Here is a 12,966-nt window from a genome sequence, read left to right on the forward strand (position 1 = left end):
CTCCTGATGCTGGTTCAACATCTCGAGTGCATCACAGATTCTGAGTCGTGTCACCAAATCTTCACACAACCTAAGCGTTAATTTTGTCGTATTAGCGGAATTCATCCGAAAGCGATTCTCCGCCGCGCAAGATCTCGCTGGCGCGCGCCGTATAACTCTCGCGGTCGCCATCATGGGATGCGCCGTGATGGATCACAAACGGTGCCAGCAGCCGAAATGCCGCCCGCCCGGTCTTGCGCGCCCGCAAGATGATGCGCAGCGCTGGCTTGCCCACACGGGCGGTCAGCGGCAGCACCGAGGCTGAGCCGAGTTTCGTTCCCATCGCCGCCAACACCTCTGGCAAGCCATCCGCCCCACAGATCAGCGTCAGCCAGCCGCCCGGAGCCAAACGGCGGCTGGCAGCCTGCACCCAATCGCTGAGCGGCGTGTCGATCTGCAACGCCACAGCACGTCCCGCGTTCGGGCTGCGGGTGCCGCCCTTCGGATAATAGGGCGGATTGGCAATGACATGGTCAAAGTCCACCCGCAGGGCTTTCGGCATATCCGCCAGATCGCCAATCTCAATCTGCATCGGAATCCCATTCTCCGCCGCATTGCGCCGCGCCAAAGCGGCATATTCGGCCTGCACCTCCAGCCCCGACAGCCGCAACTCCGGCACGCGGGCAGCGAGGCATAGCGCCGCAGCGCCAACACCGCAGCCCAAATCCAACACCGATTGACCGGGCAGGGCAGGGCAGGCCGCCGCCAGCAACACCGGATCGGTTGCGGCCCTATACCCCAGACGCGGCTGCCAAAGCTGCAATTTTCCGCATAAAAACTTGTCTTGCGTCAGATCGTCCATTCACAGCCCGTCCGGGATGGCATTATCCACCAGCACCGCGCGGGCCAGAAACAAATCCCGGTCCGCCACCATCATCCGGCGCGGGAACAATCCGATGCCGCCTTCCAGCGTGCTCATGTGGACGTCCAGCACAAAGCTGTCTATACCCTCGCCCTCAAGGAGCACTTGAGCAAAGGCGATCACGGTGGGGTCGGTTGTGCGCAGTAAAAGCTTCATGGGATTAGGTTTACCCGGGGTTGCACGCCCGTGTCGATACCTGAAGGGGATGTGATGAGCGGGATGGAAGCGGCGCAAAAACCGCATGATCGGCTGGCCGATGCTTTGGCCGACGATATGGCGGCGGTGAACCTGATGATCCGGGCACGGATGGCGTCGGAACATGCGCCGCGCATCCCCGAAGTCACCGCCCATCTGATCGAGGCGGGCGGCAAACGGCTGCGCCCGATGCTGGTCTTGGCTGCCGCGCGCCTGCTGGGCTATGCGGGGCCGTTCCATGTGCATCTGGCGGCTACGGTCGAGTTCATCCACACCGCCACCCTGTTGCACGATGATGTTGTCGATGAAAGCGCGCGCCGCCGCGGTCGTCCCACCGCGAACCTGCTGTGGGACAACAAATCTTCCGTCTTGGTCGGCGATTACCTGTTCGCCCGCGCGTTTCAGTTGATGGTAGAGCCCGCCAATCTGCGGGTGCTGGATATCCTCGCCAACGCTTCCGCCACCATTGCCGAGGGCGAAGTGCTGCAACTGACCGCAGCACAGGATCTGGCGACGACGGAAGACATCTACCTGCAAGTCGTGCGCGGCAAAACCGCCGCGTTGTTCTCTGCCGCCACCGAATCCGGCGCGGAAATCGCAGGCGGCACCCCGGCGCAGGTGAAAGCGCTGTTCGACTATGGCGACGCTTTGGGCATCGCCTTCCAGATCGTCGATGATCTCTTGGATTACGGCGGCTCGGCGGCGGTGATCGGCAAGAACACCGGCGACGATTTCCGCGAGCGTAAGCTGACCCTGCCGGTGATCAAGGCGGTGGCCAAGGCGGATGCGGAAGAACGCGCCTTCTGGGTGCGGGTGATCGAAAAGGGCCAGCAGAGCGACGGCGATCTGGAACATGCCCTAGCTTTGATGGCCAACCACGGCGCGATGGACGCCGCCCGCGCCGATGCTTTGGCTTGGGCCGCCCGCGCGCAAGCCGCTCTGCAAGCCCTCCCCGACCACCCTTTGCGCGCGATGCTGTCAGACCTCGCCGCCTATGTGGTCGAACGCATCAACTAGCCCGCTCCTCCGGCCTTTCAGCCGTCCTCGCTGCGGTTTCGCGATGCGCGACCGTAAGGGAGCAAAGAGCAGGCGGTTACGCCAGAACCGGCCCTGCTGCCACCCACCAAGCCGGGGCCTCCGCACGCAATGCCCCTGCGGCGGCCTTCGCCAATTCTTCGTTGGCGAACAGCCCGAAACAGGTCGCGCCCGAGCCTGACATCCGCGCCAGCAAACAGCCGGGCCGCGCCCAGAGCGCCGCTTTCACCGTTCCAATCGCCGGAGCCAAAGTCATCGCCGGGGCCTCAAGATCATTGCGCTGATCGCGCAGCCATACGGCCAGTTCCATGGCAGACTCGCAGATGGGCATTGCCTCCATTGCCGGATTATCTCTACACGACAAAGCCTTGAACACCTCAGGCGTGGCCACCGCCACCCCCGGATTGACCAGCACGACATAACATTCCGGCAAGGCGGGCAGGGGGGTTAACACCTCACCCACCCCCTGCATCCGCACCGGACGCCCCGCCAGACACACCGGCACATCCGCGCCCAAAGCCAGCACCGCCGCCGCATCCGGCCGCGCCATGCCGGACATCGCAGACAAAGCCCGCAACGTCGCTGCCGCATCGGCAGAGCCGCCACCGATCCCCGAAGCCACGGGCAAATGCTTCTCTAACACCAGCGCCCCCGCAACGCCCAAACACCGCGCCGCCCGCAGCACAAGGTTGTCGTCGCCAGACAACCCCGCCCCTTGCGGCCCTGTCACCGTCAGGCTTAACCGATCAGCGCGCACAGCTGTGATCCAATCGCCAACCCCGGCAAACACCACGATACTGTCCAACAGATGATAGCCATCCCCCCGCAGCCCCGTCACATGCAGCGCGAGATTGATCTTGGCCGGAGCAAACTCCCGCAATTTTAGCTCACGGCGTGGCAAGCGCCGCCTCAACCGGTTTCAACGGGGCCGCACCTTCAACGGCCAGCACGGCATCCAGCCCCTTCGCCAGCTTCAAGCGCAACCTAGCGGCCAGCTTGTCATCCGGCCCATAAGACAAAGCCCGCCGCCACTGATATTCCGCCTCACGCTTGCGCCCGACCGCCCAATACACATCGCCCAAATGATCCGTCACCGTCGCATCCACTGCCATCCGCAGCGACGCCTGCTCCATCGGCAACAGCGCATCCTGATAGCGCCCCAAGCGGTAATAGGCCCAGCCAAGGCTATCCAGAATAGCGCCATTGTCGGGCCGCATCAGCACCGCGCGTTTGATCATGGCCAAAGCCTCATCCAGCTTGCGGCCCTGATCGACAAGGCTGTAGCCGAGGTAGTTCAGCAGTTCGGGCTCATCCGGGCTGAGCGCCATTGCGCGGCGGAAATCAGCTTCGGCGGCGTCATAATGGCGCAACGCATCCGAAACAACGCCCCGGCTGTAGAACAACACCCAATGGCCAGGGGTGGGGTTCGGCACCATTTTGATCGCGGCATCATAGGCCTTATAAGCCTCGTCATAGCGCTTCTCGCGCCGCATTCCATCGGCCAAAGCCACCTGTACCGCCAGAATATCACCATGCGCCCGCGCCAGACCTTGCAGGATTTCCAAAGCCGCTTCGGGGTGGCCCGCAGCAAAACTCGCATTGGCGCGACCAATTTCTGCGGCATGGAAATTCAGGTCGGTCGGCGGCACCAAAGCATAGGCCGCCGTCGCCAAAGTGTGCTGGCCCTGCTGTTCCAACAGGCCCGCCACCAGCAATTCAGCCTCGGAGTTGTCGGGGCGCAGATACGCGGCGGCGCGGGCGTGCAGCAAGGTGTAGGAGGCATCCGCCTCGCCCTTCACCGCATTGGCCATGCTGTAGAACACTTCGCCGATGCCGTCGCTGGCATTGCGCGCGATGGTGAAGGGCAGCGGCTCGCCGGCAGCCAGACGGCGGCGCAGATCGTCGATTTCCAGATCATTGCCGGGCTGGAAATTGCGGTCAATCATCGCCACGGCATCAGAGTTGCGCTCCAGCTGGCTGAGGATTTCCACCGTCGCAATCAAGCCGCGCCGGGTCAGTGGAAAGCTTCCCGCAGCCTTGCCCGACAGGATGTTTTCGGCGCCCTCATAATCGCCTGCCGAGGCGAGTGCCAGCGCCTTGTGATACAGCCCAAACGCCTCTAACCCTTTGGTTTTCGACAGCTTATCAAAGCCTTCACTGGCTTCCGACATTCGCCCCAAGCCCAGCTTTGCCCAAGCCTTCACCAGATCATCCAGAACAGCGCCAGCCGATCCACCCGCAGCCTGCTCTTGCAGAATCGCCGCATAATCCTGCCGTTTGGCATCATCCGCGATCAAAACCACCGTCGCCGTCTGGCTTTTCGCCCCGGCTTTCTGCAAATCCCGCGCCAGTTTCGCAGCGCCTTCCATATCGCCCACACCAACATGCGCCATCACAGCGCCTTCCAGCAGCGCCGGATTGCTGGCATCGCCCGTTAAAGCCCGGCCATACCACTCCACCGCCGCCGCATAATCGGCCTGCGATGCAGCCACCCCGGCGGCGAGATAAGCCCCAGCCTCGCTGACCGGGCCTTCACTGACCGTGGTTTGCGTCGCATCGGGCTTCGGCTTCGTGGTTTCAGCCAGTGCGGCAAACGGCAAAACTGTCAAAGCAGAGGCCAGCAGCAGTTGCGTGCGGCGAGGCAGGGGAAATGGCATCCGGGGCGGCTCCTGTAAGCGTTGCCACAAAGCTAGAGCCGCGCGGGCCGAGAAGCAATGCGGGCCGGAGGCTTATCACCCCCAGCCCGCGCATCTTCGCTGATCCGACAGGGAAAGTCAGATCACATGTTTGAGGGACTACATATTCGGCCCGTTACATATTCGGCCCGTTACATATTTGGCCCGTCACATATTCGGATAATTCGGCCCGCCGCCGCCCATCGGCGTGGTCCAGACGATATTCTGCGACGGGTCTTTGATGTCGCAGGTTTTGCAATGCACACAGTTCTGGAAGTTGATCTGAAAGCGCGGTTCTTTGCCTGCTTCCGCGATCACCTCATACACCCCCGCCGGACAATAGCGTTGCGCAGGCTCGTTATACAGCGGCAGGTTGACCGATATCGGGATCGACGCATCCTTCAACTTCAAATGCGCGGGTTGGTTTTCATCATGGTTGGTGGCCGAGAATGCCACATTGGTCAAACGGTCAAACGACAGCACGCCATCGGGTTTCGGATACTCAATCGGTGCGTAATCCTTCACCAGCCCGGTTGATTCCGCATCGTTTTTGCCATGCTTCAAGGTGCCAAGAATGGTGAAGCCCAGCGTATTCGCCCACATATCCGCGCCGCCCAAGAACAGCGAGGCGACAAGGCCATACTTCGACCACAAAGGCTTGACGTTGCGCACTTTTTTCAGGTCAGCTGCAATCGGGCCACCGCGCACCAGCGTCTCATATTCGGTCAACTCGTCGCCCGAACGCCCCGCTGAAATCGCCACAAAGGCAGCCTCTGCCGCATCAATCCCCGACAGCATCGCATTGTGGTTGCCCTTGATGCGCGGCACGTTCACCAGCCCCGCCGAGCACCCCAGCAGCGCCACGCCCGGCGCCACCATCTTCGGGATCGACTGCCAGCCGCCCTCGCTGATCGCCCGCGCGCCGTAAGCTACGCGCTTGCCGCCTTTCAACAATGCGGCCACCATCGGATGATGCTTGAAGCGCTGGAATTCCATATAGGGATACAGATGCGGGTTCTTGTAGTTCAAATGAACCACAAAGCCGACATAAACCTGATTGTTCTCAAGGTGATAGATAAAACTACCGCCGCCTGCGTTAGACCCCAACGGCCAACCCATCGTATGCGTGACCGTGCCCAGCTTGTGCTTGGCCGGATCAATCTGCCAGATTTCCTTCATGCCAAGCCCGAACTTCTGCGGCTCATGCCCCTTGCTCAGATCATACTTGGCGATAACCTCTTTCGCCAAAGACCCCCGCACGCCTTCCGACAGGAACACATATTTCCCCGCCAGCACCATGCCCGGCTCATAGCTTGGCCCCGGCGTGCCATCGGCCAGCTTGCCGAATTCGCCAGCCACCACACCACGCACTTCGCCGTTCTCACCGTAAACTAGTTCCGAACACGCCATGCCGGGGAAAATCTCCACCCCCAGCCCCTCGGCCTGTTCCGCCATCCAGCGGCAGACATTCGCCATCGAGACAATGTAATTGCCGTGGTTGTTCATCAGCGGCGGCATCGGCCAGTTCGGAATCCGCGCCTTCCCGGCTGGCCCAAGAATATAGAAATTATCCTCGACCACAGGCGTGTTCAAAGGCGCGCCGCGGGCCTTCCAATCCGGGATCAGCTTGTTCAGCCCCACCGGGTCTAGCACCGCGCCGGACAGGATGTGTGCGCCGACTTCCGAGCCCTTTTCCAGCACCACAACCGTCAGATTGCTGTCCAACTGCTTCAGCCGGATCGCCGCAGACAGCCCCGCAGGCCCCGCGCCCACGATGACCACATCATAATCCATCTGCTCGCGCGCGATACCTTGCGACATCTCTTTCTCCGACTTGGCAATCCTTGGGCAAAATGCTGTTGCGTCATTGCCCGAACCGACAGTCAGGGTCAACCGTGACGCAACATCCCAAGCCTAAATCGCAGAACCTACGCAACATTCTTTCCCCGCTGCGACAGATTTTTTACCCCCGGCGACGGCCCCCCGCCGATTACAGGCTTTCCCCCTTGCAATCAGGGCGGCTGTCGGTTCAGGTATAGCCAAGAGTGGCGCAAGGTCATGGCTCATCCGGGCTGTGACCTTGTTATTTGCGTGAAGAGACAAATGGAAAAAATCCCAATGACCCGGCGCGGATTCACCGCTCTGGACGAAGAACTAAAGCAGCTGAAATCGGTGGAACGCCCCGCCGTGATCCGCGCCATTGCCGAAGCGCGCGAGCATGGCGATCTGTCGGAAAACGCCGAATATCACGCCGCCCGCGAGAAGCAGAGCTTCATCGAGGGCCGCGTCAAAGAGCTTGAGGCGCTGATTTCCCTCGCTGAAGTCATTGATCCCAGCAAGTTTTCCGGCACCGTCAAGTTTGGCGCCACGGTGACTTTGGTGGATGAAGAGACCAGCGAAGAAAAGACCTACCAGATCGTCGGCGAGCCCGAAGCCGATATCGAGCGCAACATGCTGAACATCCGCTCGCCCCTGGCCCGTGCGTTGATTGGTAAGGACAAAGGCGACTCGGTCGAGGTGAAAACCCCCGGCGGCACACGCGGCTACGAAATCCTCTCGATCCGTTACATCTGACCCCGTTCTGGGAATACGACATGTCCGAACCAGAAGAAACGCCCCGCAGCTTGGGGTCGCGCGCGCGCGGCATCGCCGATCCGTCGGTGAGTGCGACCGAATGGGTCGCCGCCGTGATGAGCCTGCTGTGGGTGCTGGCGGTCGGCGGCTATTTCCTGACCGGCCCGGTGGAAGCGGGCGTGCTCGGCTATGTGTTGACCCTCCTGGCAGTTTTCCTGCCACTGGCGCTGATCTGGGCTGCGGTGACGACCTTGCGCTCGGTGCGGTCCCTGCGCGCTGAATCGGCGCGGTTGCAGGCGACGGTAGAGGCGATGCGCGCGGCCTATCTGTCGGGCCAACAGGGCGGGATGCGGCCATCGGTGGAGCGCAAGCTGGACGAGATTGCCGCCACCGCCAAACACACCGAAACCGCGCTTGCCAGCTTCAACTCGCGCCGCGACTCTGGGCTGACCGTGCCGTCAGCCGACCGCAAAGCCGCATTGGTGGCCCCGCAGTTGCAGCCAGAGGCAGAACAGCCCGGCCTGGCTTTGGGCACGCCGTCGGAGTCGATGCGCGCGCCTTTGTCGGTGCAGGATTTCACCCGCGCCGTGCAATTTCCTGAAAGCCCGGACGACAAAGAAGGTTTTCGCGCTTTGCGTCTGGCGCTGGAAGACCGCAACGTCGCCAAACTGATCCGTGCCGCCCAAGACGTGCTGACCCTGCTCAGCCAAGAGGGCGTCTTCATGGATGATTTGAAACCCGAACGCGCCCGGCCCGAGCTGTGGCGCAAATTTGCGGGTGGAGAGCGTGGCCGTGGCATCGCAGCCCTTGGCGGCATCCGCGACCGCTCGTCGCTAGCGCTGACCGCAGGCCGGATGCGCGAAGACCCGGTGTTCCGCGACGCCGCCCACCACTTTTTGCGCACCTTTGACCGGGTGTTTTCCGAGTTTGAGAAGGTGGCGAGCGATCAAGACCTGTCCGATTTGGCAGACACCCGCACCGCAAGGGCGTTCATGTTGTTTGGCCGGGTGACGGGGACGTTTGACTGACCGCGAACCCGTTGCCGCCTCGGGGGGCATCGAGCCCCCCGAGGCGGCGCTGCCGGGGGATGATCTTTGAGCGCAGGATTGCAGATAAAGCTGGAGCCTCCGGCGGGAGTATTTCAAAAAGAGCAACTGCTTGGTGCGCTCTGGGTGCAGGACAGTGCGGAGCAGATGAAAAATTAACAAACCCTCAATGCGCATCTGTAAGCCATTGATTTTATATGTGCCCATCTCGTGCCCACGCGTGGACATCAAGCTTTAGACCGATTTCACCATCGTGATCGCAGCGCGAAATCCGAACGCATAGCGCAGCAAACCCAGCTGCTGGGTCTTCTCGACACGGTAGCCCAGCCGCTGATACAGCGCCCTTGCGCGTTCGTTGCTGTCGATCACCTCCAGTCGCACCGACCCATAGCCGCGCGCCCGCGCCTGATCTTCGATCGCGGCCATCAGCGCGCTTCCGATGCCCAGACTGCGGGCCGATGCGGCGACACAGATCCCGTCGAGCAGGAAGTGATCCTGCGCGGCCGCATCGCTGAGCATCCACAGCAGCGGCAGCCGCCACGCAGCACCAAGGGTGCCATAAATCGCGCGGATATCGGCAACCTCGCCGCCCGCAAAGCTGCCTGCGGGGGTTTTGAAGCCGGCCATGCCTAGGAGATGGCCGGTGTCATCCAAGGCGACGATCGCATGATGGGCGCGAAGCACGCGGCTGAGGAAGCGGTGGGCTTTCGGAGTGGGGCCCATCACGCGGCCCAGTTTACCGCCGAAGGCTTGCCAATACAGCGTCACGGCCTCGGCGCGCAGGGCTTCGGGCAGGCCGAGCTTGTAGGTGATGTTCATGACAGCGCGGCCAGCAGGGCGGCGGTGTGGCCTGCGCCGAGGATCCAACCTTCTTCCGCGCAGGGCGGAGTGTCGAGCAGCGGGGCGAGGCGGTTTTGCTGGGAGAGGGTGAACAGGGCTTGGGCGAGCAGGCGGACTTGGGCTTCATCCTTGATCGCCGCAGGGTCTGCGGTGACGGCTGTGCTGATCAGCGAAGGGTAGACTTCGGCCAAGGTGATTTGCGCGGGGGGATCGAAGGGCCAGACGGCGACCGTTGGGTGCTGCGAGAGGCGGTGGATCATCGGTTGGCCGATCAGGCCTTGGCTGCCAGCCGCGCCGGTGGTGTAAAGCTTCCAGACCGGTTGAGCGCGGGGAACCAGAGTTTCGACGGCGCGGCGTTCTGAGAGGTTCAGGGCGTTGTAATTGATGGATTTTGTGGGGGAGAGGTCGGGGAGGTTCAGTCTGGCGGGGCGACCCCAGAAGGGGCCTTTTGAAGCGGCGGTCGCAAAGTGGCGGTTGATCTGGGCTGCGACCTGGAAGCGGTTGTTGCGGTTGTCGGGGGCGTCTTCGATATGTGCGGCCAGCCATGCCCAGACGGCGCGGGCATTGGCGGTTCCGGTCAGGCGGGCGGCGAAACCTTTGGGGTAGCCCATCGGAAAATCGCAGCCGATCAGCAGGGATTGGCCTTTGACAACAGCGCTGTCTATCGCTTGCGACAGGGCTGCTTCGGCGCTGGCGCGGCTGCGGTGGTAGGTGCTTTGCGCGCCATCCGCGTCGATGTGGCCTAGCCAGATCGCGTCAGCAGAGGCACGGGCGGGGGACAGGGCCGAGGACGCCGACCAGTCCGCCACGATCACCTGGTCAAAGCGTTGCAAGGCCAACCTCGGCGAGAATGAAATCGGCGATTTGCAGGGTGTTGTTCAGGTCGAGCACGGGCACCGGAAGTGCGTCCAGCGTCATATCGGTCGCAACAGCGCGCACCAGTGGATCATTGGGCTGGATCAGATCGTGGCCAGCCTCTTGCCGGAACACCTCGATCTTGGCATGGGCGTCGCGTTTGTAGCCTTCGACCAGAATCAGATCGACGGGGGCCATGCGCGACAGCACTTCCGCCAGATCAGGCTCTGGCCCGCGATGTTCGCGCATCAGGGCAAAACGATGGGCCGAGGCCAAAACCACCTCGGACGCGCCTGCCGCGCGGTGGCGGTGACTGTCTTTGCCGGGTTGGTCCAGATCGACATCGTGATGCACGTGCTTGACGGTGGATACGGTGAAGCCGCGCCGGGTGATTTCTGTCACCAAACGCTCCATCAGACTGGTTTTGCCAGAGTTTTTCCAACCAATGACACCGTAAACCCTCATAGCGCGCCCCGGATCAGCGCTTCGGCTTCGGCAAGGTCTGCCGGGGTGTTCAGGTTTTGAAAGGCGGCCTCATCCGGGAAATAGGCGCGGGCGGCGTGGTGGGCATCGGTGAAGGCCAGCACACGGGGTTTCGCACCAGAGCCAAGGAAGGCGGCGAGCGCTTCGGTCAGGCTAACGGGCCAGATCGCGCAGGTCGGGTGATCTTTCGCTGCATGGGCAATGGCAAGGCCTTCCGGCGCGCTTTCAGCCGCCAGACAAAGCTGCGGCACCAGATCGCAGGGGGAAAAGGGGGTATCGACCGCCAAAGTCACCACAGCAGTCGCGCCCAAAGGCGCCGCCCACCGCAACGCCGCCAGCACGCCAGACAATGGCCCCAGCGGAGTTTCATCCAGCAGAACCGGCACGCCATACCCCGCAAACCGCGCCAAATCGCCGTTGGCCGAGATCGCCAAACGCTCCACCTGCGGCTCAAGCCGGGCGATGGCGTGGCCGAGCAGGCTTTGCCCGGCCAATCGCACCGCCGCCTTATCGCCCCCCATCCGACGGCCCGCGCCACCTGCCATAACGCATCCAAAAATCCGCACCTTGACCCCTTCAAATTCGCCCTGCAAAGGCCTAAGCCGTTCCGCATCCGGCGTAAAGCCACCCCAGACCCCCGAGGTGCGATGTCTGCCCCCCAGAATACCACGCGTGAAAGCTATCTGCGCGGTGTGCGTGCCGCCTTGCCGTTTGCTGTGGTGATCGTGCCGTTTGCGATGCTGTTTGGGTTGCTGGCATCCGAGGCTGGCTTGCAACTTTATGAAATCGTGGCGTTTTCAGTGTCGGTCTTCGCGGGTGCGTCGCAATTTGCCGCCCTGCATCTGCTGCAAGATCAAGCGCCGCTGCTGGTGATTTTGGCAACGGCACTGGCGGTCAATCTGCGGATGCTGATGTATTCTGTCACCCTCGCGCCGCATCTGGGCGCAGCACCCTTGGGCGTGCGGGCGGTGATGGCCTATCTGCTGGTGGATCAAAGTTTCGCGCTTTCGGTCGCCGAATATGACAAACGCCCCAGCATGACCCTGCCCGAAAAGACCGCATATTTCTTTGGCGCAGTCACCCCCGTGCTGCCGCTGTGGATGGGATCAACCGTGGCCGGGGCGGTCGCGGGCAGGGCGATCCCGCCGGAATATGCCTTGGATTTCGCTGTGCCGATTGCGTTTCTGGCCATGACAGCACCGATGATCCGCTCTTGGCCCCATGCGCTGGCGGCGGGGCTATCGGTGGTGCTGACGCTTGCTTTGACGGTGCTGCCCTATGGAACCGGGCTGCTCGTAGGCTCCACCATTGGCATGGCGGCGGGGGCTGGGTTTGAATATTGGCGCGAGAAGGCCATCACATGATTGATCGCACGCAGTTCTGGATCGTTGTGGTGGTGCTGGGCCTTGCCACCTACGGCATAAGGTTCTCATTCCTCGGTCTGCTCGGCAATCGCGCGCTGCCGGGCTGGTTGCAGCGCAGCCTGCGCTATACTGCCGTTGCGGTGCTGCCCGCATTGGTCGCGCCCGCCGTGTTATGGCCGCCGGCAACCGGCGGTGAGCCCGACGCGGCACGGCTTTTGGCCGCTGCGGTGACGGTTGTGATCGGGCTTGCGACGCGGCAAATGATCATTGCCGCTGTCGCCGGAGTGGTCACGCTGCTGGGCGTGCCACTTTTGCTGTAGCGTTTACGGCGCGGGTGCAGCCGCCGCCGCTTGCACCATCAGAACGCCGTGGTTGTTATCGGCGTCGTCATCGGTGATCACTTTGCGGGTGGCACCCGGCAGTTGGGCGAATTCCTTCATCAGCTTGTTCGGATACCAGGTGCCGCTGATCGCCTCAAAGCCCGGAACCCCGTGCAGGATTGACGACACCGAATGGGCGCATTGCGCGCTGGGCACCGATCCGTAGGCTTCGGCGCGCTGTTTCACCAATTCGGCGATCTCAGGCGTCACCACCACGGTTTGCTCGATCACGTTGAAAGTCTCACGCGCGTGATAATCAATGTAGAAGCTGATCATTTTTGGGGTGACGCCATAATGCACGTCGCCACGCTCGGGCAGATAGGGGTGATACCAAGTGCCTGCGGGGTCAAACATCACCTGCTCCGAGGCGTTGATCAACAGGCCAGAATGTGCGCCAGAACCGTTGCGGGTGCTTTGCACCGTGAACAGCGTGATGGTGCGCGGCGGTTCGGCCACGAAATGCGCACCGGGGGCCGCCATCTGGGCATCGGTCGCCCATTTTTTGTCGCCCGAACAGGCAGATAGCGCCAAAAGCGCCAGAACGGCAAAGGCCTTGAAGTTCATTTTACGGTTCCGGGGCTAAAGCGGTTGGGGTTTTCACGAACGCATAAGTATCGC

Annotated in this window: 15 protein-coding genes; 5 read left to right on the plus strand and 10 right to left on the minus strand. The window is 62.2% G+C overall.

The annotated features are described in order from the left end of the window. Positions 1–91 precede the first annotated feature (91 nt). Both ACP7AP_RS06610 and ACP7AP_RS06615 read right to left on the minus strand, forming a co-directional pair. Positions 92–841 (minus strand): tRNA1(Val) (adenine(37)-N6)-methyltransferase, encoded by a 750-nt coding sequence (locus tag ACP7AP_RS06610; RefSeq protein ID WP_426033409.1) that lies wholly within the window; start codon positions 839–841, stop codon positions 92–94. Beyond that, on the minus strand, positions 842–1,057 hold the full coding sequence (locus ACP7AP_RS06615; protein WP_426033410.1) for a DUF2007 domain-containing protein: 216 nt from the start codon (positions 1,055–1,057) through the stop codon (positions 842–844). A 54-nt stretch (positions 1,058–1,111) separates the two neighbouring features. Between ACP7AP_RS06615 and ACP7AP_RS06620 the strand changes: the two genes are divergently transcribed. Further along, positions 1,112–2,113 carry a polyprenyl synthetase family protein gene (locus tag ACP7AP_RS06620; protein ID WP_426033411.1) on the plus strand — a complete coding sequence of 334 codons (1,002 nt, stop codon included), beginning with the start codon at positions 1,112–1,114 and terminating at the stop codon, positions 2,111–2,113. A 76-nt stretch (positions 2,114–2,189) separates the two neighbouring features. Here ACP7AP_RS06620 and ACP7AP_RS06625 read toward each other — a convergent pair whose 3' ends face one another. The 3 genes from ACP7AP_RS06625 to ACP7AP_RS06635 form a co-directional block, all read right to left on the minus strand. After that, positions 2,190–3,011, minus strand: a complete 822-nt coding sequence (locus ACP7AP_RS06625) for a 4-(cytidine 5'-diphospho)-2-C-methyl-D-erythritol kinase (protein WP_426033412.1) — start codon at positions 3,009–3,011, stop codon at positions 2,190–2,192. Between the two features lie 7 nt (positions 3,012–3,018). Beyond that, positions 3,019–4,788, minus strand: coding sequence for a tetratricopeptide repeat protein (locus tag ACP7AP_RS06630; protein ID WP_426033413.1), 1,770 nt, complete (start codon positions 4,786–4,788; stop codon positions 3,019–3,021). A 186-nt stretch (positions 4,789–4,974) separates the two neighbouring features. Then, positions 4,975–6,627, minus strand: coding sequence for an electron transfer flavoprotein-ubiquinone oxidoreductase (locus ACP7AP_RS06635; RefSeq protein WP_426033414.1), 1,653 nt, complete (start codon positions 6,625–6,627; stop codon positions 4,975–4,977). A 282-nt stretch (positions 6,628–6,909) separates the two neighbouring features. On the opposite strand from ACP7AP_RS06635, the gene greA reads away from it, so the two are divergent. Together greA and ACP7AP_RS06645 are read left to right on the plus strand one after the other, a co-directional pair. After that, positions 6,910–7,380 carry a transcription elongation factor GreA gene (gene greA, locus ACP7AP_RS06640; RefSeq protein WP_426033415.1) on the plus strand — a complete coding sequence of 157 codons (471 nt, stop codon included), beginning with the start codon at positions 6,910–6,912 and terminating at the stop codon, positions 7,378–7,380. A gap of 20 nt (positions 7,381–7,400) precedes the next feature. Beyond that, a complete protein-coding gene (locus ACP7AP_RS06645) occupies positions 7,401–8,408 on the plus strand; it encodes a hypothetical protein (RefSeq protein WP_426033416.1) in 1,008 nt (335 codons plus the stop codon). A gap of 252 nt (positions 8,409–8,660) precedes the next feature. Here the strand turns inward: ACP7AP_RS06645 and ACP7AP_RS06650 are convergent, their stop codons facing one another. The 4 genes from ACP7AP_RS06650 to mobA are packed head-to-tail and all read right to left on the minus strand — an operon-like array spanning position 8,661 to position 11,170. After that, on the minus strand, positions 8,661–9,245 hold the full coding sequence (locus tag ACP7AP_RS06650) for a GNAT family N-acetyltransferase (RefSeq protein ID WP_426033417.1): 585 nt from the start codon (positions 9,243–9,245) through the stop codon (positions 8,661–8,663). Continuing rightward, entirely contained in the window at positions 9,242–10,099 is an 858-nt protein-coding gene (locus tag ACP7AP_RS06655) for a molybdopterin guanine dinucleotide synthesis (RefSeq protein WP_426033418.1), read from the minus strand. Before ACP7AP_RS06655 ends, ACP7AP_RS06650 begins: the two co-directional genes overlap by 4 nt. Next, positions 10,086–10,586 (minus strand): molybdopterin-guanine dinucleotide biosynthesis protein B, encoded by a 501-nt coding sequence (gene mobB, locus ACP7AP_RS06660; protein WP_426033419.1) that lies wholly within the window; start codon positions 10,584–10,586, stop codon positions 10,086–10,088. Before mobB ends, ACP7AP_RS06655 begins: the two co-directional genes overlap by 14 nt. Continuing rightward, positions 10,583–11,170, minus strand: a complete 588-nt coding sequence (gene mobA, locus ACP7AP_RS06665; protein WP_426033420.1) for a molybdenum cofactor guanylyltransferase MobA — start codon at positions 11,168–11,170, stop codon at positions 10,583–10,585. The genes mobB and mobA overlap by 4 nt, the downstream gene beginning before the upstream one ends. An 81-nt stretch (positions 11,171–11,251) precedes the next feature. On the opposite strand from mobA, the gene ACP7AP_RS06670 reads away from it, so the two are divergent. Then, positions 11,252–11,968 (plus strand): AzlC family ABC transporter permease, encoded by a 717-nt coding sequence (locus tag ACP7AP_RS06670; RefSeq protein ID WP_426033421.1) that lies wholly within the window; start codon positions 11,252–11,254, stop codon positions 11,966–11,968. After that, complete coding sequence (locus ACP7AP_RS06675; RefSeq protein ID WP_426033422.1) at positions 11,965–12,288, plus strand: AzlD domain-containing protein; 324 nt, start codon at positions 11,965–11,967, stop codon at positions 12,286–12,288. The genes ACP7AP_RS06670 and ACP7AP_RS06675 overlap by 4 nt, the downstream gene beginning before the upstream one ends. A 3-nt stretch (positions 12,289–12,291) precedes the next feature. Here ACP7AP_RS06675 and ACP7AP_RS06680 read toward each other — a convergent pair whose 3' ends face one another. Beyond that, positions 12,292–12,912 (minus strand): hypothetical protein, encoded by a 621-nt coding sequence (locus ACP7AP_RS06680; RefSeq protein WP_426033423.1) that lies wholly within the window; start codon positions 12,910–12,912, stop codon positions 12,292–12,294. Positions 12,913–12,966 lie beyond the last annotated feature (54 nt).

This window comes from Cypionkella sp. TWP1-2-1b2, assembly GCF_049896245.1.
GTDB lineage: Bacteria > Pseudomonadota > Alphaproteobacteria > Rhodobacterales > Rhodobacteraceae > Cypionkella.